We start from the raw sequence: 21,535 nt of genomic DNA, 5'->3' as shown, positions 1-21,535 counted from the left end.
AACCCGCATGAGCGACCGCGCCCTCCCCACCCGCCGCGCGCAGCACCGGCCGAGCCCCGGCATGCTGGCCAGCCTGGCGCTGCTGCCGCTGCTCTTCGTCGTGCCGCTGCTGATCGGCGACGACTTCGTCTTCCACGTCTTCATCACCATCTGCCTCTATGGCGCGCTCGCCACGGCCTGGAACATCGTCGGCGGCTTCGCCGGGCAGCTTTCGCTCGGGCACGCCATCTTCTACGGCATCGGCGCCTACACGGCGGGGCTGCTGGTGCCGCTCGGCATCTCGCCCTGGCTCGGCATGCTGGGGGGCGCCGCCCTATCGGCCATGGTGGGGGTCGCCATCGGCCTGCCCTGCTTCCGGCTGCGCGGGCCCTTCTTCGCGCTCGCCACCATCGCCTTCCTGCAGGTCATCCGGCTGCTGGCGCTGCACTTCACCGGCCTCACCGGCGGCGCGGTGGGGCTGATGGTGCCGCTGCAGACGGGCTGGGAGTGGATGATCTTCTTCGAGCGCTGGCCCTCGCTGCTGATCGCCTTCGGCCTGCTCGCGCTGACCCTCGGCGTCACCGCTTGGCTGCGCCATGCGCGCTTCGGCTACTACCTCGTCGCGACGTGCGAGCGGGAGCCGGCGGCGGCGGCGGCGGGCGTCGACACGCTGCGGGTCCGGCTGCAGGCCGTAGCCCTTTCGGCGGCGCTCACCTCCATGGTGGGCACCTTCCACGGCATGTATCTCACCTTCATCGAGCCGGAGGCGATGTTCTCCCTCGCCTTCTCGGTGCAGATCGCGATGTTCGCGCTGATCGGCGGCATCGGCACGGTGATGGGCCCGCTGATCGGCACCTTGCTGGTGGTGCCGCTGACGGAACTGGCGCGCGGCTGGCTCGGCGCCTCCGCGCTCGGGCTGCACGGCTTCGTTTATGGCACGGTGCTGGTGCTGATCGTGCTCTTCGTGCCGGACGGGCTGGTGGGCCTGTTCCGCCGGGCGCCCGCCGCGGGAGGGGCGGAGGAGCGTGGCGAGACAGCCGGCTCCGCCGCCCCCGCTTCCGTGCCGGCCGCCCCGCGCGAGGCGGGCCGCCGCCGGATCGGCGAGCCGATCCTGGTGGCCGAGCACCTGCACAAGCATTTCGGCGGGCTGGCGGTGACGCAGGATGTCAGCCTCACCCTGCGCCAGGGCGAGGTGCTCGGCATCATCGGCCCCAACGGCGCGGGCAAGACCACGCTGTTCAACCAGCTTTCCGGCTTCCTGGCGCCGGCGAGCGGCACGGTGCGCGTGCGCGTCGAGGGCGAGGGCTTCATCCGCCCGGCGACACCGCACGCCTTCGCCCGCGCGGGCGTCGGCCGCACCTTCCAGATCGTGCAGCCCTTCGCGGCGATGACGGTGCTGGAGAACATCATGATCGGCGCCTTCCACAACCATCCCGGCCGCGCGGCGGCGCGCGAGAAGGCGCTGGAGACGGCGCACGCCATGGGCCTCTGGGCGCAGCAGGACATGGAGGCGCGCAGCCTCACCATCGGCGGGCTGAAGCGGCTGGAGATCGCCCGCGTCATGGCCATGGAGCCGCGCATCCTGCTGCTCGACGAGGTGATGGCCGGCCTCAACCAGACCGACGTGCAGCGCGCCATCCGGCTGGTCGAGGCGATCCGCGACAGCGGCGTCAGCGTCATCGCGATCGAGCATGTGATGCAGGCCATCATGGCGCTCTCGGACCGCGTGGTGGTGCTCAACTCGGGCCGCGTCATCGCCGAGGGGCGGCCGCAGGAGGTGGTGCGCGACCCGGTGGTGATCGAGGCCTATCTGGGGGAGGATTTCGTCCATGCTCACTCTGCATGAGGTGCATGCGGGCTATGGCCGCACCACCATCCTGCACGGCATCGGCATCACCGTGGGCGCGGGCGAGGTCGTCACCATCGTCGGCGCCAATGGCGCGGGCAAGACCACCACGCTGCGCACCATTGCCGGCCTGGTGCGGCCCACCGCCGGCCGCATCACCTTCGAGGGCGAGGATATCGGCCGCCTCCCGCCGCACGAGGTGGTGGCCCGCGGCATCACGCTGATCCCCGAGGGCCGGCAGCTCTTTCCCTTCATGACGGTGCGCGACAACCTCCGCATGGGCGCCTACACGCCGCATGCGCGCGACCGCATGGCGCGGACGATGGACGAGGTGCTGGACCTCTTCCCGCGCGTGCGGGAGAAGCTGGAGCAGCATGCCGGCTCGCTCTCGGGCGGCGAGCAGCAGATGGTGGCGATCGCGCGCGGGCTGATGTCGCGGCCGAAGCTGCTGATGTTCGACGAGCCCTCGCTCGGCCTCGCCCCCATCATCGTCAAACAGGTGTTCGACGTGGTGGAGCGCATCGTGGCCACCGGCGTCACCGTGCTGATCGTCGAGCAGAACGTCTTCCGCACCCTCAGCATCGCCGACCGCGGCTATGTGCTGGAGAATGGAGAGATCGTCATGACCGACACGGGCGCGACCCTGCTGAGGGACGACCATGTGCGCCGCGCCTATCTCGGCATCTGAGGCGCGGGGCATGGAGCAGGACCTCGCCCGCCGGCCGAGCCATGCGGGGCGCCGCGTGCTCGTCACCGGCGCGGGCCAGGGCATCGGCGGCGCCATCGCCGAGGCCTTCGCCCGCCGTGGCGCGCATGTCGGCGTGCTGGACGCCGATGCGGGGCGGGCCGGCGCCATGGCGGAGCGCATCCGCGCCGCCGGCGGCCGCGCCGCGCCGGCCCGCGCGGATGTGGCCGACCATGCCGCGCTCGCCGAGGCCGTCGTCGCGCTGGAAGCCTCGCTCGGGGGGCCGTTCGACACGCTGGTGAACAATGCCGGCATCTCGCCCAAGCATGCGGGCCGCGCGCACGCGGTGTGGGAGATGGCGCCGGAGGAATGGCAGCACGTCGTCGGCGTTAACCTCAATGGCTGCTTCAACGCCATCCGCCTGCTGGTGCCGGCGATGCGCGAGGCCGGGGGCGGCAGCATCGTCAACATGTCCTCCGTCGCGGGGCGCACCTATTCCCCGGTGGTGGGGGCGCATTACGCCGCCACCAAGGCGGCGCTGATCGGGTTGACGAAGCACCTGGCCGGCGAGCTCGGCCCCTTTGGCATCCGCGTCAACGCCATCGCGCCCGGGCGGATCGACACGCCGCTGATCCGCACGGTGGACGATGCGGTCAACGCGGCGCAGGTGGCCGCGACGCCGCTCCGCCGCCTCGGCCGCCCCGATGAGGTGGCGGACCTTGCGCTCTATCTCGCCTCGGAGGAGGCTTCCTTCGTCACCGGCCAGGTCGTCGACGTGGCCGGCGGCATGATGATGACCTGAGGAACGGCAGCGTGGACGAGGCGGATTACATCATCGTCGGCGGCGGCTCCGCCGGCTGCGTGCTGGCGGCACGGCTTTCCGAGGACCCGGCCAACAGGGTGCTGCTGCTGGAGGCGGGGCCGGAGGACCGCGACATCTGGATCCATGTGCCCGCCGGCTATGCGCGGCTGTTCGCCAGCGGCCGCTACGACTGCAAGTTCGCGACCGAGCCGGAGGCGGAGCTGAACGGCCGCAGCATCAACTGGCCGCGCGGCCGCGTGCTGGGCGGCTCGGGCTCGGTGAACGGGCTGGTCTTTCTGCGCGGCTCGCCGCGCGACTACGACCGCTGGGCCCAGGCCGGCGCGCGCGGCTGGTCCTATGACGAGGTGCTTCCCTATTTCCGCCGCATGGAGGACTGGCAAGGGCCTCCCGGCGAGACGCGCGGCCGGGGCGGGCCGCTGCCGGTGGGCCAGGTGCGCAGGCTGTCGCAGGGCGCCGCCGCCTTCATCGAGAGCTGCGCCGCGCTCGGCCTGCCGCGCAACGCCGACATGAATGACGGCCCGATCGACGGTGTCATGCCGATCCAGATGAACGTGCGCGGCGGCCGGCGCATGAGCACGGCGCGCGCCTTCCTGCAGCCCGCGCGGAGCCGGCCCAACCTGCGCGTGCTGACCGGCATCGACGTGCGCCGGGTGCTGCTGCGGGATGGCCGCGCCATTGGCGTCGCCGCGCGGCGCGAGGGCGTCGCGGGCGAGGTGGAGTTCCACGCGGCACGCGAGGTGGTGCTCTGCGCCGGCGCCATCGCCACGCCGAAGCTGCTCATGCTCTCCGGCATCGGCGACGGCGCCGCGCTCGGCGGTTTCGGCATCGAGACGCGGGTGCACAGCCCCGGCGTCGGCAGGAACCTGCAGGACCACCTGATCGCGCGCCTCGCCTTCCGCACCCGCCCGGCCGGCACGGTGAACGAGATCATGGCGAACCCCCTGCGGCTGGGCTGGACGGCGCTGGGCTACGCCCTGCGGCGCGACGGGCCCCTGGCGGTGGGCGCCACCGAGGCCACCGCCTTCGCCCGGGTGACGCCGGGCGCGGAGGAGGCCGAGGTGCAGTACCAGTTCATCAACTTCAGCCTCGCCACCACGGGCTACGTGCTGCCCAAGACGCCGGGGATGATGATCAATTTCGGCCAGTGCCGCCCCGACAGCCGGGGCGAGATCCGGCTGCGCAGCCCCGCGCCGGAGGACAGGCCGCTCATCGTCGCCAACTATCTCACCGCGCCGAACGACCAGCGGGTGATGCTGGAGGCCGCGCGCCTCGGCCGCCGCATCGGCCGCACCCCGCCCTTCGCCGCGCTGGTGGAGGAGGAGCTCGCGCCCCCCCACGGGCAGGACGACGACGAGACGCTGCTGGCCCATATCCGCGCCGCCGGCACCACCGTCTATCATCCCTGCGGCACCTGCCGCATGGGCACCGACGATGCCGCCGTGCTCGACCCGCAGCTCCGCCTGCGTGGCGTGGACGGGCTGCGCGTGGCGGATGCCTCGGTGATGCCGCTGGTGCCCTCCACCAACATCCAGCCCGCCGTCATCATGGTGGCGGAACGCGCGGCGGAGCTGATCCGGACCGGCCGGTGAACCGGGCCGGAAGGGAGGGGAACCGCGCCCTCCAGGCCGCCGCCCGCCGTCCGGCGGCTCAGTCCTGCAACAGCTCGGCCACCCATTGCGCCAGGTCGGCGCGGCGGAAGGGCTTGCGCAGCACGGGGTAGCCCTCGGGCACGCGGGCGGGATCGGCATAGCCGGTCAGCAGCAGGATCGGCAGGGCGGGGCGCAGGCTGCGCGCGCCTTCGGTCAGCTCCACGCCGCTCATGCGCGGCATCACCAGGTCGGAGACCATCAGCCGGATTCCCGGCTCCTCGCGCAGCATGCGCAGGGCCGCCTCCCCGTCCGGCACCTCCACCACCCGGTGCCCGAGATCGGACAGGAAGGTGGCGGTGACGCGGCGGACCGCCGGGTCGTCATCCACCACCAGCACCGTCACGGGATGGGCGGTAGGCTGCGGCGCGCCATCCTGGCGCGCCGGCATCTCCGCCGGCCGCCGCGCCCGCGGCAGGAACAGCTCCACCGTGGTGCCCTCCCCCGGCGCGCTGGTGATGACGGTGGTGCCGCCCGATTGGCGCGTCAGCCCATACACCATGGACAGGCCAAGCCCCGTCCCCTTGCCCACCTCCTTGGTGGTGAAGAAGGGCTCGAAGGCCTGCGCCATCACCTCGGGCGGCATGCCGCTGCCGGTGTCGGACACGGCGATGGCCACATAGTCGCCCCCCGTGAGATCGCCGACCTCCTCCTCCCTCACCGTCACGTTGCGGGTGCGGATGGAGATCTCGCCGCCCTCCGGCATGGCGTCGCGGCTGTTGATGCAGAGGTTCAGCAGCGCCAGGCCGAACTGCTCCGGGTCCACCATGGCGGGCCACAGCCCCTCATCCAGGTGGCGGTGCAGGGTGAAGGCATCGCCCAGGCTGCGCAGCAGCAGGTCCTCCACATCCGCCACCAGCTGGTTCACGTCCGAGGCGCGGAGCTGCAGCTCGCGCTTGCGGCTGAAGCTGAGGAGGCGCTGCGTCAGGGTGGAGCCGCGCTCGGCCGCCATGATGGCGTTCTTCACCAGCCTCTCCTGCCGCGGCTGCGCCAGGCCGGTGTGCAGCAGCAGCTCCAGGCTGCCGAGGATCGCCGTCAGCAGGTTGTTGAAGTCATGCGCGACGCCGCCGGCCATGGTGCCCAGCGCCTGCATCTTCTCGGCCTGGTGCAGCCGCTCCTCCAGCGCGCGCTGCTCGGTCATGTCGTGCTCGACCGTGGCCAGGTGCGTCGCCCGGCCCTCGCCGTCCAGGATCGGGATGCGGCTGACCCGCACCCAGCGCGGCGGGCCGCCCGGCTCCTGCCGCTGCTCCAGCGTCTCCACCGCCCGGCGGCGGGCCATCGCCTCCGCATCGGCGCTCCGCAGGGCCGCGGCCGCCGCCACGCCCTCCAGCATCCCCGCCTCCTCGCGGCCGAGGCAATCGTTCAGTGGGCAGGACAGCGCCGCCGCCTTGGCCGCGTTCAGCCGCACGAAGCGGCCCTGCGCATCCTTGAAGCTGAGCGGATCGGCCGAGGATTCCAGCAGGCCCTGGAGCAGCGCCTGCTCCGTCTCCAGCGCGCGGGCGAGGCGGAAGCGCTCGGCGGCGTTGCGCACCATGCTCAGCAGCGCCGCCGGCTCCCACGGCTTCGGCGCGTAGCCGGCGATGCGGCCATGGTTCAGCGCGTTGATCACCGCCTCGAGGTCGGCATAGCCGGTGAGCAGCAGGGCCTCGGACCGGCTGACCTGCCGCGCGCGGCCGAGAAAGACGTCGCCCGTCATCTCCGGCATGCGCTGGTCGGAGATGATGACGTGAACGTCCGGCTCGGCCGCCAGGATCTCCAGCCCCCGCGCGCCGGAGGAGGCGGTCAGCACGCGGAACTCGTCCTCGAACAGATCGGAGAGCGCGACCAGGATCTCCGGCTCGTCATCGACGAGCAGCAGGGTGGCGGGTGGGTTCAAGTTCATCGCCTGCACAACTTAGCGTCCCGCTTTCATCGGCACGCTGACCGTGAAGGTCGCGCCGCCCGCCGGTTCGTTCTCGACCGAGATGGTGCCCTCATGCGCCTGGATGACGTTGTAGGCAATGGCCAGGCCCAGCCCGGTGCCGGAACCCACCGGCTTGGTGGTGAAGAAGGGCTCGAAGATACGCTCGCGCAGCGCGTCCGGCACGCCCGGGCCGCTGTCGGTCACGGCGATGCGATAGAATTCCCCGTCGTTCGAGGTGGCGATGCGGATGCGGCCCTGGTCGGGGATGGCGTCGGCGGCGTTGCTGACGATGTTCATCACCACCTGGTTCAGCAGCGCGGGCGAGCAGCGCAGCTCCGGCACCGCCTCGTAGCGGCGCTCCACAATGATGCGCTCGCCCAGCTTGTGCGCCAGCAGCGCCAGCACCGTGTCCAGCGCGTCGGGCACATTGACGCGCTGGAAGGCGTCGTCCTGGCGGGAGAACTTGCGCAGCTTCAGCACCAGGTCCTGGATCCGTCCGAGCCCCAGCGCCATGGACCGCGAGCGGTCGCGGCAGCGGCTGACCAGAGGCTGCGCCGCCTGGTCCTCGCCGAGGCCCGCCTGGATCTGCCCCAGCAGCCGGTCCACCGTTCCCTGGTGGGCGATGATGAAGGCGAGCGGGTTGTTGATCTCATGCGCGATGCCGGCCACCAGCTCGCCCAGAGAGGCCATCTTGGCGGCCTGCACCAGCTTGGTCTGGGTTTCGCGCAGCTGGCGGTTGGCGTCCTCCAGTTCCCCGTTGGCGCGGGCCAGCGCCTCGGCCAGGGCGGCCTTGGCCTGGGCGGCGGCGGCCTCCGCCTGGGCGCGCTCCATGGCCAGCTCGCGGTCGCGCAGCTCGGCGGCGCTGCGGCGGTCCTCGTCCTGCAGCAGCTTGCGGCGCAGCGCGGCGCGGATGCGCACGCTCATCACCTTGGCCTCCGCCATGGCGGGGATCAGGTCGTCGGCGCCGGCCTCGAAGACATGCGCCAGCGTTTCGCGCTCGGCCGGGCTGTCGCTGCCGAGGGCGACGATCTGGAACCCCGCCCCGTCCCCCGCGCCGCCCGAGGCGGCGGCGCGCAGCGCGTTCAGCCGGGCGCAGAGGGTGACGCCGTCGAAGCTGGCGCTGAAGGCGTTCAGCACCACGCAGTCCCAGCTCTGCGGCGCCGCGGCCGCCGCTTCCACCGCCGCCTCGGCATCGCCCACGGCCTCCACCATGTAGCCGTCGCGGCTCAGCAGCCCGGCGAGGTAGGTGCGGTAGGTGACGCTGTCATCGACGAGGAGCATCCGCGCGCGCCGGAACGCGGCCACCCCCGGCCCCTGACCGGCCGGGCCGGCCACGGCACGGCGGCGCAGCAGGGCCTTGATGCGCAGCAGCAGCAGGTCCCGGTCGGCCGATTTCGGCACATAGGCGTCGGCGCCGCTCTCGAGCCCCTGGCGCTCCAGGTCGCCCTCGCGCGCCTCCGTCAGCATCAGCACGGGAATGGCGCGGGTGCGGCTGTTGAGGCGGATCTGCCGGGCCAGCTCGTCGCCGTTCATGCCGGGCAGGTGGTAGTCGGCGATCACCAGGGCCGGCAGCGCCTCGTTCAGCGCCTCCAGCGCCAGCTCCGCCGTGGCGGTGCGGCGCACGGCGAAGCCCTGGCCTTCCAGCAGCCGGCGCATCTGCAGGGCCTGGGTCTCGGAATCCTCGACCAGCAGCACGGGCGTGCCGGGGGGAACGGGCCGGTTCGGCATCAGGGCGTGGCCCGGAGGGCAAGCTGCTGCAGGTGCGGCCCGATCAGCGGCAGCGGCAGGCTGAGGCCGGAGCCGCCCAGCCGCACCGCCGCCGCCGGCATGCCATAGACCACGGCCGTGCTCTCATGCTCGGTGATGGTGAAGGCCCCCGCCTGCCGCATCTCGGCCAGCCCCAGCGCCCCGTCCTCGCCCATGCCGGTGAGCAGGACGCCCAGGCCCCGCGGGCCCAGCGCCCCGGCCATGGAGCGGAACAGCAAGGTGGCCGCCGGCCGCTGGCTGGCCACCGGCGGGTCCGCCGTCACGCGCAGGACGCCCTTCGGCGCCAGCAGCAGGTGGCGGTTGCCCGGCGCGACATAGACCTGGCCCGGACGCGGCACCTCGCCATCCTGCGCGATCCCGACCCGGAGCGGCACCACCCCGTCCAGCCAGCTGGCGAAGCCCTCCATGAAGGCGGCGCCCATGTGCTGCACCAGCAGCACGGGCAGGGGGAATTGCGGGCTGAGCGCGCCCAGCACCTGGGCCAGCGCCGGCGGCCCGCCGGTGGAGGCGGCGATGCCCAGCATGGCGGGCGCCTGCGGCGCCACGGGCTCAGGCCGCGCCGGCGCCGGCGTCGGCCGCGAAAGGCGCGCGGCCGACATGCGGCGCCGGATCACCGGCACCTGGCTCATGATGTAGAGCTGGGTGCAGATCATCTCCGACACCCGCTCATGGCCGCCGGTCTCCATCCCCACCGGCTTCTCCACCACCGAAAGCGCGCCGGCGCGCAGCGCGTTCATGGAGATGCGCAGCGAGCTGTCCTCGACGCTGTCGGCGATGACGACGATGGGCGTGGGCTGCTCGGCCATGATCCGCCGCGTGGCCTCCAGCCCGTCCATGCCGGGGAGGCGGATGTCCATGGAGATCACGTCCGGGCGGATGCGCGGCAGCTCCTGCAGCGCCTCCTCGGCGGAACCCACGGCGGCCGCCAGCGTCAGGCGCGGATCGCGCGAGACGATGTGGGCGAGTAGGCGACGCACCACCAGGGAATCCTCGACGATCATGACGCGAACGGGCTGGGAAGGCATGGTCAGAGCATCTGGCCGATCGTCGCCAGCAATTCCCGCTGGTCGAACTTCTGCTTGGTGATGTAGGCCCCGGCGCCGAGGTCGAGCCCGCGCCGCACATCCTCGGCGCTGGCGCGGGAGGTCATCAGGATCACCGGCACCGGCGCCAGGCGCGGATCGTTCTTCATCGCCTGCAGCAGGCCGAAGCCGTCCAGCCGCGGCATCTCCACATCCGCCACCACGAGGTCGACCGCCACCTCGCCGCTGCGCAGCAGGTTCAGCGCGTCCAGCCCGTCCACGCTCAGCACCACGCGGAAGCCCTGTGCCTCCAGGATGCTCTTCTCCAGCGTGCGGGTGGTGATGGAATCGTCCACCACCAGGATCGTCGCCGAGGCGCGGGGCTGCGGCGCCGGCGCCAGGCCGAGCGCGGCCGAGGCCAGCCGCCCCTCGTCGCGCAGCCAGCGGCTCACCAGCCCTTCCGGGCTCAGCACCAGGGTCGGGCGCTCGCCATCCTGCATCGCCACCCCGGCCACCAGCTCCGCCTCGGCGCCGGGCGCGTCCAGCGCCTCCACCGTCAGGGTGCGGACGTCGTTCAGCGTGTCCACGGCCAGCGCGCAACGGCGCTCGCCGCTGCGCAGCAGCACGAGGCTCAGATGCCCGGCCTCCACCGGAATGGCGGAGGCAGGCCTGCCGAGAAGGGTGGGCAGCGCGATCACGGGGGCAATAACGTCACGTCCGCCGATTTCGATGCGTGTCACCGGCTGCCCTTCGACACTCTCCATGCGCGCGGCCGGCAGGCGCAGCAGGCGCTCCACGCCCCGCGTCGGCAAGCCATAGGTCTCGCCGCCCACCTCCACCAGCAGCAGGGGCTGGCGGGCGGCCGAGAAGGGCACCACGATCTCGACTTCCGCCCCCCAGGGCCGGCGCTGGCGCAGCGCCACGGTGCCGCGCAGCCGGCGCGCGGCCTCCGCCACCACAGACAGGCCGATCCCCCGGCCGGAAAGGTGATCGGCCGTCTCGGTGGTGGAGAAGCCCGGCTCGAACACCAGCGAGAGCAGGTGCTCGGCGGGCGGCGGCGGCATGTCGGCCGGGCGGGGCGGCAGCAGGCCGCGCTGCACCGCCACGGCCTCGATCCGCGCCAGGTCCGGGCCGCGGCCGTCATCGGATATGGTCAGCACCAGCAGGCCGCCCCGCGCCGCCAGCCGCAGCCCGATCTCGGCCTGCGGCGGCTTGCCCTGGGCGGCGCGCTCCGCCGCCCCCTCCAGCCCGTGGCTGACCGCGTTGCGCAGCAGGTGGGTCACCGGGTCCTTCAGCGTCTGGAGCACCCGGCGGTCCGCTTCCAGCTCCAGCCCCTCCATGCGCACCGTGGCGTCCTGCCCCGCCTCGCGCACCAGGTCGCGCGTCATGCGGGCGAGCGAGCCCAGCACCGCCTCGGCCGGCACCAGGGCGATGCGCTCGACCCGCGCGCGGAGCTGGGTGGCGGCGGCCTCGGCCGCTCCCGCCACGGCGCGCTGCTGCCGCGCGAGGTGGCCGAGCTGGCGGAAGAGGGCGGACAGCTCATGGTCGAAGTCGCGCAGCCGCCCGCCATTGCCGCCGCCCCCGGCAGCCTCGGCGCGGCCCGCCAGCGCCGCCGACTGGCCGAGCCTGTCCCATTCCCGCCGCAGGCCGCGCATGTCGGCCTCCAGCGCGCGCAGGGCGGCATCCACATCGGCCTGCCGCGACAGGGTGTCGGAGAGGGTGTGGACCGCCCGGGCGAGCTCCTCGAGATGCTCCACGCGCACGCGGAGATATTCCACCCCGCCCCCCGCCGCCTCGGCGTGGGCGCCGCCGCCCGGGGGCGGCGCCTCCGCCTCGGGCGCGGCGGGCGTGCCGGCCGGCATGGCGGTGGTGGCCGTCCCCAGTGGGCGCGAGGCCTCCAGCAGCTTCTCCAGCGCCCCGAGCGCGGCCCGGGGCGGCTCCGGGCTCGGGTTGTCCTCCAGCGCGGCCACATAGCCCTCGATGCCGTCGAGGCCGAGCTGCACCGTGGCGATGCTCGCGGGCGTCAGGGACAGCGAGCCCTCCCCCACCCGCATGAACACCGCCTCCAGCCGGTGGGACAGCTCCTCCACCGCCGGCAGGTCCACGGCGCGGGCGGCGCCCTTCAGGCTGTGGGCGCGGCGGAAGATGTCGCGCAGGTCGAAGGGCTGGCCGGCCTCGGCGGCCGCCAGCGCGGCGCGGATCGCCTGGAGGTGCTCCTGGTGCTCGATGGCGAAGGCGGCCAGCAGCTCCTGGCGCAGCTCGTTCATGCGGCGCCACCCCAGGGTCGGGCCATGGATGGCCGGGCGGCCCGTGGCATGCGCATGGGCGGCCCTCCGCTCAGAGCCGGTAGCGGTCGGCCAGGGCGACGAGCTGCTGCGACAGCTGCGACAGGTTGGCCGCCGCCGTGTCGAGCTGCCGCGTGCCGGCCGCCGTCTGCTGGCTGGCCTGCCGGATGTTCTGCAGCGCGCTCATCACCTGCTCGATGCCGAGCTGCTGCTGGTTGGTGCTGGCCACGATCTGCTGGAAGGTGTGGACGCTCTCCTGGATGCGGCCGCTGATCTCGGTGATGGTGCTCTGGGTGGTGTCGGTGCGCTCGCGCCCCGTGGCCACGCGCTTCACCGCCTCCTCGGTCAGCATGACGGAGGCGTTGATGCCGCGCTGGATGTCGCCCAGGATCGAGCGCACCTGGCTGGTTGCCTCCTTCGCCTGGTCGGCCAGCGTCTTCATCTCGGCGGCGACGATGGCGAAGCTGCGGCCCTGCTCGCCGGCGGCGGCGGCCTCGATGGCGGCGTTCAGCGCCAGCAGGTGGCTGCGCTCCGAGATGTCGTTGACGGTCGCGATGATCTCGCCGATCGCCTGGGTCTTCTCCGAAAGCGCGACGATGTTGGTGGCCACCGCCTCCGCCTGCTCGCGGATGGCGTCCATGGCGCGCACGGTCTCGTCCACCGCGCGCAGCCCGGCGGAGGAGGTCTGCGCCGTGGCCTGCGCGGAGGCGATCACCTCCTGCGCGCGCTTGCCGATCTGGACCCCGGAATGGGTGATCTCGTCCACCGTGGCGGCGGTTTCCTGCACGGCGGCGAGCTGCTCCTCCACGCTCGCGGCCTGTTCCTGGGTGCTGGCGCGGATCTCGGCGGCGGCGGCGTTCAGGTTCTCGGTCGCCTCGCGGCTCTGGCGGGCGAGCTGGCGCAGGCCGTCCACCATGGCGTTGAGCGTGCCGCCCAGGCGGCCCAGCTCGTCGGGCCCGGTCGAGGCCGCCGCGCCGCCCAGGTCGCCGCGCCCGACGCGCTCGACGAAGCCCATGAAGGCCGAGAGCGGCTGCACGATGGAGCGGCGGATCAGCACCGTGATGATGATGCCGAGCAGCACCGCGCTGATCAGCACCAGGATCACGTTGAAGCGGCTGTCGAGATAGATCTCGTTGCTGCGGCGCTGCCCGGTGCTGATCACCTCGTTCAGCGTGTCCTGCAGCTGGGTGATGAGGCGGTAGAAGTCCTGCCGCACCGGCAGCAGGGCGGCGCTCACGCCCTGCACCGCCTCCAGCCCGCCGCCCTGGATGAGCCGCATCTGCTCCTGGCTGCGCTCGCGGATCTGCCGCAGGGGCAGCGCGGCCTGGCTGATGATCTGGTTGATCCGCTGCCAGCCCTCCCGACGCTCCTGCGAGACGGAGTTGGCCAGGTTCTGGCTGGCCAGGGCCTGGATCTCGTTCAGCAGGCGCTCGGCCTCGCCGGCATGGCGCGGCACCTGGGGCGGGGCGTCGTCGCCCTCCGCCTCGCGGCCCAGGCTGCGCAGCAGGAAGCCCAACACGGCGCGGCTGCGGGCGTCCTGCAGGCTGCTCTCGGCGTCCTGCAGCTCCATCAGCTTGCGCAGCATCGCCAGGTCGCGGGTGACGATGACCTCGGAGGAACGGGTGACCACGCTGATCTGGTTCAGGCTGTAGAGGCCGAGGCCAATCAGCAGCAGCGTGATGGCAGTGAAGCCCAGGAGGATGCGGTTGGCGATGTTCACGGCGTCACGCTCCGGACGTCTCGGGAGAAGACAGGTAGGGTTGCAGGAGGCGGTCGAGGTCGATCAGCCCCATCAGCGGGGGCGGCGCGCCGGCCGCCGGACCGGGCGCGGAGCTCCTGGGGCGCAGGGCGGGGGGCAGCAGGGCGTGGCCCGTGACCATCCGCTCCGCGGCCGGCTGGTCCGCCTTGGCGAGCGGCGCGACCTCGGCCACGCCCAGCACGCGGTCCACCCGCAGGGCGAAGCGGCGCGGGGCATGGCGCAGCAGCACCACATGCCCCTGGAGCATCCTGTCCTGGCCCGCGGCCTCGCCGCCCGCCCTGTCCGGCGCGGCGCCGGGGCGGCCGAGGGCCAGGCCCAGATCCAGCACGCTGAACACCTGCCCCGCGCGGCCAAGCAGGCCCAGCACCGCAGCCGGCGCCCCCGGCAGCGGCGCGCAGGGCCTGGCCGAGACCACCTGCACGGCCAGGCCCAGCGGCAGGGCATGGAACTCGCCGCCCACCGCGCAGGCGAGAACCGGCAGCACCGGCCCGGCCGATGCCTGGCCCGCGCCCGCCCGGGCGCGGCTGGCCAGGCTGCGCGTGCGCTCCTCCATCAGGCGCTCGGCCCGGGCGCGCAGCGAGGGCGGCGGCGCGCCGGCGTTGCGGTTGGGCATCAGCCGGCCCCCGTTGCGGAAAGGCCGCCGAGATACAGCCGCACCGTCTCGCGCAGCGCCCGGGCGGTCATGCCGTCGCCCTCCTCCACTTCGCGGTCGGGCGGCAGCGCGTGGGCGATGCGCGAGGCGACGGCGAGGGTGCGCCGCCCGGCCGCCGCCTCACCCTCGTCGAGCAGCAGCAGGCCGAGCTGGTAATGCGCCATGGCGAAGTCGCCGCGCAGGTAGAGCGCGCGGCGAAAGGCCTGCCCGGCGGCGGCGCGCTGCCCGAGACCCCGCTGCACCAGGCCCTCATAGTAGTGGAGGGCGGCATCCAGCGGCCGCTCCGCCAGCCCCGCCTCGCAGGCCTGCCGGGCCACCAGGAGGTCGCCCCGGTCCGCCGCCGCGCGGGCGCGCTCCAGCCAGTCGGGCGCTGGCTTCCCGGCCGCCTCCCGCGCTTCCGCCGGGGCCGGGACGGGGGGCGCCGGGCGCGGGGCCGGCGGCGGCGGGGCCACGGTGGGGGGGAGCGGCGCGGCGGGGCCGGGCGGCCAGGGCGGGGGCGGCGCCACGGCTTCCATGGGGCCGGGCGCCGGCTCCGCGAAGGGTGCCGCGCCGCGGCGCCGGTAGGCCACGGTGCCGGGCAGGTTCACCACCTCCAGGAACCTGGCGAATTCCGGATTGGGCTCGGCATGGCCCAGCAGCAGCCATCCCCCCTCGCGCAGCCGCTCCGCCAGGGCCTCGACAATCCGCAGCACCATGTCGGGGTGGAAGTAGATCAGCACGTTGCGGCAAAGGATCAGGTCGTAGTCGGTGAACTGCAGCGGCGAGCTGCCGTCCAGCAGGCTCAGCAGGTTGTGCCGCTCGAAGCGCACCATGGCGCGGTGCCGGGAGCGCAGCAGCCAGTGGCGGCCATCGGCAGACGGGATGAAGTCGCGCTGCAGCGCCTCGGGCGAGAGGGTGCGCAGCGCCCAGCGGCTGAAGCGCGCCTGCCGGGCCGCCCGGAGCACCGCCTCGTTCAGGTCGGTGCCGAGAATCGAGAGGCGCCAATCGGGCAGGGCCTCGCCCAGCAACTGGCCGAGCAGGATCGCCACGGAATAGGGCTCCGCGCCGCTGGCGCAGCCGGCGCTCCAGATGCGCAGCCGCCCCTCCGGCCGCGCCTGCTCCAGCAGGGCGGGAAGGATCGTCTCGCCCAGCGCCGCGAACTGCTCGGCGTAGCGGAAGAAGAACGTTTCGCCGATGGTGACCTCGGCCTCGAGCGCCGCCCACTCCGCCTCCCCGAGCGCCAGGTCGCGCAGCCGCGCCAGATACGCGCCCGCCCCGGCCAGCCCCGTGGCCTGCAGGCGGCGGCGTACCCGCTCCCAGAGCAGGTCATCCTTGTCCAGGTAGTAGTGGTGGCCCGTCCGGGCGACGATCTCGGCCTTCAGCGCCCGGAAATCCGCGTCCGGCAGCAGCGTGGCGGCGAAGGGGCCGGCGGGCGCGGCCATCACACGGCACCTTCCCACTCGGCCAGGCGGGACTGCGCGCCCTCGCGCAGCGTGGCCAGCGCGGCGGCTTCCTGCGCCAGCAGGATGCGGCCGGCCGCCAGCAGGTGGATGAAGCCCTCCGGCGTCTCGATCTCGGCCACGGCGCAGCCGTTCAGCGTCGCCTCGGGCGGCACGGGGCGCAGGCGCTCGGCCGGAATGCGCTGCATGTCCAGCACCCGGTCCACCAGCAGGGCCAGTGGTGCCTCCCCCGCCTCGCCGATCAGCAGCAGGTGGCGGTAGAGCGCGTCCTCCGCCTCGGCGGCCATGGCGAGGCCGAAGAGGCGGGACAGGTCCAGCACCGGCACCGCCTCGCCGGCGAGGTTCATGAAGCCCGCGAGAGGGCGCGGCAGCCCGGGCGGCCGCCACAGGCGGGGCAGCGGCAGCACCTCCCGCACGGCGGCGCGCGTCAGGGCGCAGCGCCTGCTGCCCAGGCGCATCACGACGTAATGATCCGCAGGAGGAGCCGCCATGGCACGCCGATTCACGATTGAGAGTTCTTGCCGCACGGACCGGGTTACCACTGGTTGTATCGCCCGCCAACCTGTCCCCCTCGACCCCGCAGCGTGGGCGCGGCAGGATGCGGCATAACATTCCGGAGATTTCGCCCATGGCCACAGATCTGGCTGCCGCGGCCGCCGCGCTGCTGGAGGCACGCCGCAGCCGCCAATGGCTGGCGGCGCTGCCCGAGGGCGCGCGTCCGGCCACGCAGGAGGAGGCGGTGGCCATCCAGGCCCTCGTCGCCGAGGCGCTGGGGCCGATCGGCGGATGGAAGGTGGGCGCCGCGACGCCCGAGGCGATGCCCGGCTGCGCCCCCCTCAACACCCGCGACCTGCGTTTCGACGACACGCCCTTTTCCGCGGCCGCCTTCAACATCACTGGCATCGAGGCGGAGATCGGCTTCCGGCTGGGCGCGGACCTTCCGCCCCGCGAGAAGCCCTACAGCCGGGAGGAGGTGATGGCGGCCGTGGCCAGCCTGCACCCCATCATCGAGATCGTCGACACGCGCTTCAAGGCGCTGAACAGCACCGATCCGCTGAGCCATGTGGCGGACCAGATCAACCATGGCGCCCTGGTGGTGGGCCCGGCGCTGGAGTCCTGGCGGCACATCGACCCGCCGAACGAGCCGGTGCGCCTCACCTTCAACGACAAGGTGGCGGTGGAGCATGTCGGCGGCAACACGGCGGGCGAGCCGATCCGGCTGCTGCAATGGCTGGCCAATGAGGGCGCGCGGCGCCTTGGCGGGCTGAAGGCCGGCATGGTGGTCACCACGGGCAGCTGCACGGGCCTGCTGCTGGTGCCGCCCGGCACCCGGGTGCGCGCCACCTTCCGCAACGCCGGCACGGTCGAGACGGCGATCGTCTGAGGCCGCGCGAAGGAGGAGGCGCGGGGAGGAAAGCCTCCTTCCCGCGCCGCCGCGCCCTCAGGCCAGGAAGGAGCGCAGCGACTTGCCGCGCTTCGAGACCTGCAGCTTCTTGAGCGCCTTGGCCTCGATCTGGCGGATGCGCTCGCGGGTCACGTTGAAGGTCTTGCCGACCTCCTCCAGCGTGTGGTCGTTCTCGCCGCCGATGCCGAAGCGCATGCGCAGGATGCGCTCCTCGCGCGGCGTCAGGTCGGAAAGGATGCGCATGGTCGCGTCCCGCATCGAGGAGCGCGCCGCCGCCTCGAAGGGGATCACCGCGTTCTCGTCCTCGATGAAGTCGCCGAGGCGGCCATCGTCATCCTCGCCGATCGGGTTCTCGAGGCTCACCGGCTCGCGCGCCAGGCGCTGCACGGCGCGCACCTTGTCCACCGACATGCCGAGCTCGGCCGCCAGCTCCTCCGGCGTCGGCTCGCGGCCCGCCTTCTGGGCGAAGCGGCGGCTCATGCGCGCCACCTTGCCCACCGTCTCCGTCATGTGGACGGGGACGCGGATGGTGCGCGCCTGGTCGGCCAGGGAGCGGGTGATGGCCTGGCGCACCCACCAGGTGGCGTAGGTGGCGAACTTGAAGCCGCGGCGCCAGTCGAACTTGTCCACCGCGCGCATCAGGCCGATGTTGCCCTCCTGGATCAGGTCGCCGAACATCAGGCCACGGTTGCGGTAGCGCTTGGCGATGTGGACGACGAGGCGAAGGTTGGCGCGCGTCAGCTCCTCCTTCGCCTTGCGCATGTCGCGCTCGCCACGGCCCACCTCGGCGCAGACGCGGCGCAGCTCCTGCACCGGCAGGCCGCTCTCCGCCTCCAGCTTGGCGACGGCAGCGCGGATCTCGGGCAGCCCCTCGCGCAGCTCGCGCAGCGCGACCTCGCGCTTGGCGGAGCTGGTGCGCAGTTTCTGCGCCGCCTCCAGCAGCGCGGCCATGCCGGCATCGCTGCCGTTCCAGACGCCCAGCACCAGGTCGCGGTCCAGCCGGGTGGCCAGCGCCAGTCGCACGGCCCTGCCATCGAGCGCCATCAGGCGGCGGCTCATGTCGCGCACCTCGCCCACCAGCAGGTCGAGGCGCGCCGGGCGCAGGCGCAGCGCGCCGAACAGGCCGACCATCTCCACCCGCTCCTCCCGGGCGGCCTCGGTGCCGATGCCGAGCTCGCGCAGCCGCTCATGCGCCGCCAGCGCCGCGGTGAAGGCGGCCAGCACCTCGGGCTTCATCTTCTCGTCGAGGGTGGCGTGCGGCGCAGCCTCGGCCTCCTCGCCCTCCTCGGGCTCCGGCAGGGGCGCGGCGTCGGCGGCCATGGCCTCCAACTCCACCACCTCGCGCAGCGGCATCTCCCCCGCCTCCAGCGCCGCCTTCCAGGCGGCGATGTGGCGGAAGGTCATCGGGTTCTCGCACAGCCCGGCCAGCATGGCGTCGCGCCCGGCCTCGATGCGCTGGGCGAGGGCGATCTCCTCGTCGCGCGTCAGCAGCTCGGTGCCGCTCATCTCGCGCAGGAACATGCGCACCGGGTCGTCGGAGCGGGACAGGCTGGCCTCGTTGACGTTGCCGCCCTCGGGCGCGTCCTCGCCGGCCTCCTCGCGCGCGTCGTCCGGGTCGGCCACGCGCTCCTCGTCCTCCTCCGCCGCCTCGTCCTCGGCGGCCTCGGTGCGGACATCGACCGTCTCGGGGCTGTCGAACTCCTCGCCGAACTCGGAACGCCAGCCGCGGCCATTGTTCAGCACGGGCACGACGCGCTCCGCCTCCTGCCCATCCCGCGCCAGGATGTCCCCATAGACGCCCGTCCGTGCCTTGAGCCCCGCATTGTTCTCAGCGTCGCCCTGATCCGCCGCGCCGTAGGTAAACATCCCGTCCATCGATTCACCTGTCTCGTTCGTGCTGGGGGACCAGGGAGGCCCCATTTTCGTATCGCATCCGCCTGGCGGCCCACGGGCCGCAGCCTGCCGCCGCGCGGCAGCGCGACGTCAGGCAGCGAAATAAAGGGAAGGCCGGTCGTTCCTCTCTGCGGAACGTCCGCCTCATCTAGGGAGCCGCGTCGGCTCCCAAAACCCCCGTCCCGCGCAAGGCGGCGATGCGGTGGCATGCCAGGGGTGGCGGCGATGCGGCCGAAGGGCGGGGCCGCGGGCCGGCGGCAGGACGCCCGCGGGACCTGCCCGGCTCATGCGCGCTCCTCCTCGCCATGCCAGACGCGGAGGACGACCACCGCCCCCGTCTCCTCCACCCTGTAGCGCAGCCCGAAGGCGGCGCCGGCGAAGGGCACCACCAGCTCCCGCCGCGCCGTGCCGTCGGCCAGGGGACGGCCGATGCAGCCCTCGACCAGCCGGTCCGCGGCACGGGCGACGGTGTGCGCGGCACGCCGCGCCGCCTCGGGGTTCTTGTCGTGCAGCAGGAGAAGAAGGCGCTCCAGCGCGCCCACCGCCTCCGGCAGCCAGGTCAGGACAGCCATGCGGGGATCCGGCACTCACTCAGGGCGGGAGCGCCCGCTCTCCGTCCCGAAGCTGTCGAGCCATTCGCGCACCGAGGCGTGCGGCACGCCGCCGCCCACCAGGCGGTAGCGTTCCCAGCGCGCCAGGTCCTCCTGCTTCTCCTGCTCGTAGCCTTCCTCGCGCTCGAGATATTCGAGCACGGCCCGCTTCATCAGCCAGTGCGGCGAGCGGTCGCGCAGCTGGCCGAGCGCCTGCAGCCGCCTGCGGGTCTCCTCATCCAGCTTGAGCGCGAGGCTGCTCGACATCAGGCATGCTCCAGGGGGTGGCACTCGGTCATACCCGTCTATACCGTGGGTTCCTGTCACAGCAATGAAATCTCCGCAGGGCAGGCCCGATGCCCACGCTCAAGCCGGCTGCGCGCCCGGAACGGTCGCTCGGGCCGGCCATGTGAACCTTGCCAGCCTTTGCGGGGGAATCGGGCTGCCCGATTCGTGTTCGTCCTGTGAACCTTGCCAGCGCTCACCCGCGTCACCCGGCACCGGCCCACTGTGAACCTTGCCAGCCTTTTGGACGGAGGAACGGGCGCGCGGCTGTGAACCTTGCCAGAACCGCCAGAAACCGGAAAAGCATTCAATTTCAATTCTTTATGGCGTTATCCACATGAACCCTGCCAGCCCTTCTTCAATAACAATCTCTCTCCAACCCCTTGGCTTGCTCTGGGCTGGCAAGGTTCACAGGCCAGGGCGTGGCGGCGCGCCGAGTGGATGGCAAAGTTCACATCGACGGGGAAAGCACGCCGTTGCAGGGTGCGCCGCATGGTCGAGCCAGATGACAATTCGGGCGGCAGCACCGGACAGGGCGAACTGTTCGGCGCGGACAACACCGTGCATCGCATCGTCGCCGCCAAGGGGGCGCAGGGCGCCTTGAAGGCGGCGCAGGCGGCGATCCTCGAGCCCCGGCCGGCCAGCCTGCCGAAAGCGCTGGCGGGACGCATGGGCCGGCAGATCGCCGACACCGCCTCCTCGGCCATCGTGCGCGAGTTCGAAGGCACCAGCGAGATCGGCTACAGCTACTCGGCCTGGTGCCTCGCCGGCCTCCCGCACCGGGACCAGCCCAGGGACCAGAACTGGCTGATCGAGACCGATTTCGCGCGGCTCCTGGTGCGCCCGGGCGTGCGGCTGCGCGACGACAACAGCCAGGAATATATCGGCGTCCCCTTCGGCAGCTATGCCCGTCTCCTGCTGATCGACTGGCAGACGGAGGCGCTGGAGCGTGGCAGCCGCGAGATCCATATGGGCCGCTCGGCCAGCGCCGTGGTGGCGCGGCTCGGCATCAACCGCGGCGGGCCCAGCAACGGCAAGGTCGCGGAGCAACTCGAGCGGCTGGCCACCTGCACGGTCGATTTCAGCTTCGGCAACGACAAGAAGGGCGTCATCGTCAACCAGCGCCTGGTCGATGCCTTCAGCTATGTGGGCGAGCCCGACCCCCGCTCCAAGCGGACGGCGCGGCTGGTGGAGCGCGTGGTCCTGTCCCAGGCCTTCTTCGATGAGTTGCGGCGCCATCCCGTGCTGGTGGACCGCGCCGCCGTGCGGGACCTGACCACCTCCCCGCTGGCCATCGACATCTATCTGTGGCTCGCCTACCGGCTGCACTCCCTGCAGAAGGAAACGCCCATCGGCTGGGACAGGCTCTGGCGCCAGTTCGGCTCCAAGGTGGGGGCGCTCAAGAACTTCAAGACCCAGTTCGAGGGGCCGCTGCATCTGGCGCTCTCGGCCTACAAGAACGCCAAGGTGCGGGTGAACGACCGCGGCCTGCTGCTGGAGCCCTCCCCTCCCCCCATCCACCACTGACCGCGGCGCAAGGCGCCCCTGTTTCCTCA

General features: G+C 72.8%; 17 protein-coding genes. 6 read left to right on the top strand and 11 right to left on the bottom strand.

Features of this window, described 5'->3' with window-relative positions; genetic code table 11:
- The first annotated feature begins 7 nt into the window (after positions 1-7).
- The 4 genes from CR162_RS08970 to CR162_RS08955 are packed head-to-tail and all read left to right on the top strand — an operon-like array spanning position 8 to position 4,922.
- Positions 8-1,825, top strand: a complete 1,818-nt coding sequence (locus tag CR162_RS08970; RefSeq protein WP_099095206.1) for a branched-chain amino acid ABC transporter ATP-binding protein/permease — start codon at positions 8-10, stop codon at positions 1,823-1,825.
- The gene (locus tag CR162_RS08965; RefSeq protein ID WP_099095205.1) at positions 1,809-2,513 is read left to right on the top strand and encodes an ABC transporter ATP-binding protein; all 705 of its coding nucleotides are present in this window, start codon (positions 1,809-1,811) and stop codon (positions 2,511-2,513) included. Before CR162_RS08970 ends, CR162_RS08965 begins: the two co-directional genes overlap by 17 nt.
- A 10-nt stretch (positions 2,514-2,523) precedes the next feature.
- Positions 2,524-3,312 (top strand): 3-oxoacyl-ACP reductase FabG, encoded by a 789-nt coding sequence (gene fabG, locus CR162_RS08960; protein ID WP_099095204.1) that lies wholly within the window; start codon positions 2,524-2,526, stop codon positions 3,310-3,312.
- A gap of 11 nt (positions 3,313-3,323) precedes the next feature.
- Entirely contained in the window at positions 3,324-4,922 is a 1,599-nt protein-coding gene (locus tag CR162_RS08955) for a GMC family oxidoreductase (protein WP_245870218.1), read from the top strand.
- A 58-nt stretch (positions 4,923-4,980) separates the two neighbouring features.
- Here the strand turns inward: CR162_RS08955 and CR162_RS08950 are convergent, their stop codons facing one another.
- From CR162_RS08950 to CR162_RS08915, 8 genes are all read right to left on the bottom strand, one after another.
- Positions 4,981-6,861 carry a response regulator gene (locus CR162_RS08950; RefSeq protein WP_099095202.1) on the bottom strand — a complete coding sequence of 627 codons (1,881 nt, stop codon included), beginning with the start codon at positions 6,859-6,861 and terminating at the stop codon, positions 4,981-4,983.
- Between the two features lie 12 nt (positions 6,862-6,873).
- On the bottom strand, positions 6,874-8,610 hold the full coding sequence (locus tag CR162_RS08945) for a response regulator (protein ID WP_099095201.1): 1,737 nt from the start codon (positions 8,608-8,610) through the stop codon (positions 6,874-6,876).
- On the bottom strand, positions 8,610-9,674 hold the full coding sequence (gene cheB / locus CR162_RS08940; protein WP_245870216.1) for a chemotaxis-specific protein-glutamate methyltransferase CheB: 1,065 nt from the start codon (positions 9,672-9,674) through the stop codon (positions 8,610-8,612). Before cheB ends, CR162_RS08945 begins: the two co-directional genes overlap by 1 nt.
- 2 nt (positions 9,675-9,676) lie before the next feature.
- Positions 9,677-11,938 (bottom strand): hybrid sensor histidine kinase/response regulator, encoded by a 2,262-nt coding sequence (locus tag CR162_RS23080; protein ID WP_099095199.1) that lies wholly within the window; start codon positions 11,936-11,938, stop codon positions 9,677-9,679.
- A gap of 70 nt (positions 11,939-12,008) precedes the next feature.
- Positions 12,009-13,676 carry a methyl-accepting chemotaxis protein gene (locus CR162_RS08930; protein ID WP_099095198.1) on the bottom strand — a complete coding sequence of 556 codons (1,668 nt, stop codon included), beginning with the start codon at positions 13,674-13,676 and terminating at the stop codon, positions 12,009-12,011.
- Between the two features lie 4 nt (positions 13,677-13,680).
- Positions 13,681-14,328, bottom strand: coding sequence for a chemotaxis protein CheW (locus tag CR162_RS08925; RefSeq protein ID WP_099095197.1), 648 nt, complete (start codon positions 14,326-14,328; stop codon positions 13,681-13,683).
- Positions 14,328-15,788, bottom strand: coding sequence for a CheR family methyltransferase (locus tag CR162_RS08920; RefSeq protein WP_099095196.1), 1,461 nt, complete (start codon positions 15,786-15,788; stop codon positions 14,328-14,330). Before CR162_RS08920 ends, CR162_RS08925 begins: the two co-directional genes overlap by 1 nt.
- A complete protein-coding gene (locus CR162_RS08915; protein WP_218014864.1) occupies positions 15,788-16,264 on the bottom strand; it encodes a chemotaxis protein CheW in 477 nt (158 codons plus the stop codon). Before CR162_RS08915 ends, CR162_RS08920 begins: the two co-directional genes overlap by 1 nt.
- A 170-nt stretch (positions 16,265-16,434) precedes the next feature.
- Here CR162_RS08915 and CR162_RS08910 point away from each other — a divergent pair, with 170 nt between their 5' ends.
- Positions 16,435-17,190: a 2-keto-4-pentenoate hydratase gene (locus CR162_RS08910; protein WP_099095194.1), complete on the top strand. Its 756-nt coding sequence runs from the start codon at positions 16,435-16,437 to the stop codon at positions 17,188-17,190.
- 57 nt (positions 17,191-17,247) lie between these two features.
- Here CR162_RS08910 and rpoD read toward each other — a convergent pair whose 3' ends face one another.
- From rpoD to CR162_RS08895, 3 genes are all read right to left on the bottom strand, one after another.
- Positions 17,248-19,086: an RNA polymerase sigma factor RpoD gene (gene rpoD / locus CR162_RS08905; protein WP_099095193.1), complete on the bottom strand. Its 1,839-nt coding sequence runs from the start codon at positions 19,084-19,086 to the stop codon at positions 17,248-17,250.
- Between the two features lie 302 nt (positions 19,087-19,388).
- On the bottom strand, positions 19,389-19,676 hold the full coding sequence (locus CR162_RS08900) for a type II toxin-antitoxin system RelE/ParE family toxin (RefSeq protein ID WP_099095192.1): 288 nt from the start codon (positions 19,674-19,676) through the stop codon (positions 19,389-19,391).
- A 15-nt stretch (positions 19,677-19,691) separates the two neighbouring features.
- Positions 19,692-19,961 (bottom strand): CopG family ribbon-helix-helix protein, encoded by a 270-nt coding sequence (locus tag CR162_RS08895; protein WP_099095191.1) that lies wholly within the window; start codon positions 19,959-19,961, stop codon positions 19,692-19,694.
- A gap of 510 nt (positions 19,962-20,471) precedes the next feature.
- Between CR162_RS08895 and CR162_RS08890 the strand changes: the two genes are divergently transcribed.
- On the top strand, positions 20,472-21,506 hold the full coding sequence (locus tag CR162_RS08890; RefSeq protein WP_099095190.1) for a replication protein RepA: 1,035 nt from the start codon (positions 20,472-20,474) through the stop codon (positions 21,504-21,506).
- Positions 21,507-21,535: the final 29 nt, after the last annotated feature.

This window comes from Teichococcus rhizosphaerae, assembly GCF_002631185.1.
GTDB classification, from domain to species: domain Bacteria; phylum Pseudomonadota; class Alphaproteobacteria; order Acetobacterales; family Acetobacteraceae; genus Pseudoroseomonas; species Pseudoroseomonas rhizosphaerae.
Note: the sequence above shows the minus strand (reverse complement) of the source record. Positions and strands in the feature narration are given on the sequence as shown.

Excerpts from the sequence above, each read along its gene's own strand:
- CR162_RS08895 (WP_099095191.1), bottom strand. The coding sequence starts at position 19,961 with ATGTCGAGCAGCCTCGCGCTCAAGCTGGATGAGGAGACCCGCAGGCGG.
- CR162_RS08970 (WP_099095206.1), top strand. The coding sequence starts at position 8 with ATGAGCGACCGCGCCCTCCCCACCCGCCGCGCGCAGCACCGGCCGAGC.
- rpoD (WP_099095193.1), bottom strand. The coding sequence starts at position 19,086 with ATGGACGGGATGTTTACCTACGGCGCGGCGGATCAGGGCGACGCTGAG.
- CR162_RS08910 (WP_099095194.1), top strand. The coding sequence starts at position 16,435 with ATGGCCACAGATCTGGCTGCCGCGGCCGCCGCGCTGCTGGAGGCACGC.
- cheB (WP_245870216.1), bottom strand. The coding sequence starts at position 9,674 with ATGCCTTCCCAGCCCGTTCGCGTCATGATCGTCGAGGATTCCCTGGTG.
- CR162_RS08900 (WP_099095192.1), bottom strand. The coding sequence starts at position 19,676 with ATGGCTGTCCTGACCTGGCTGCCGGAGGCGGTGGGCGCGCTGGAGCGC.
- CR162_RS08945 (WP_099095201.1), bottom strand. The coding sequence starts at position 8,610 with ATGCCGAACCGGCCCGTTCCCCCCGGCACGCCCGTGCTGCTGGTCGAG.
- CR162_RS08925 (WP_099095197.1), bottom strand. The coding sequence starts at position 14,328 with ATGCCCAACCGCAACGCCGGCGCGCCGCCGCCCTCGCTGCGCGCCCGG.
- CR162_RS23080 (WP_099095199.1), bottom strand. The coding sequence starts at position 11,938 with ATGAACGAGCTGCGCCAGGAGCTGCTGGCCGCCTTCGCCATCGAGCAC.
- CR162_RS08920 (WP_099095196.1), bottom strand. The coding sequence starts at position 15,788 with ATGGCCGCGCCCGCCGGCCCCTTCGCCGCCACGCTGCTGCCGGACGCG.
- CR162_RS08950 (WP_099095202.1), bottom strand. The coding sequence starts at position 6,861 with ATGAACTTGAACCCACCCGCCACCCTGCTGCTCGTCGATGACGAGCCG.
- CR162_RS08915 (WP_218014864.1), bottom strand. The coding sequence starts at position 16,264 with ATGCGCCTGGGCAGCAGGCGCTGCGCCCTGACGCGCGCCGCCGTGCGG.
- CR162_RS08890 (WP_099095190.1), top strand. The coding sequence starts at position 20,472 with ATGGTCGAGCCAGATGACAATTCGGGCGGCAGCACCGGACAGGGCGAA.
- CR162_RS08965 (WP_099095205.1), top strand. The coding sequence starts at position 1,809 with ATGCTCACTCTGCATGAGGTGCATGCGGGCTATGGCCGCACCACCATC.
- fabG (WP_099095204.1), top strand. The coding sequence starts at position 2,524 with ATGGAGCAGGACCTCGCCCGCCGGCCGAGCCATGCGGGGCGCCGCGTG.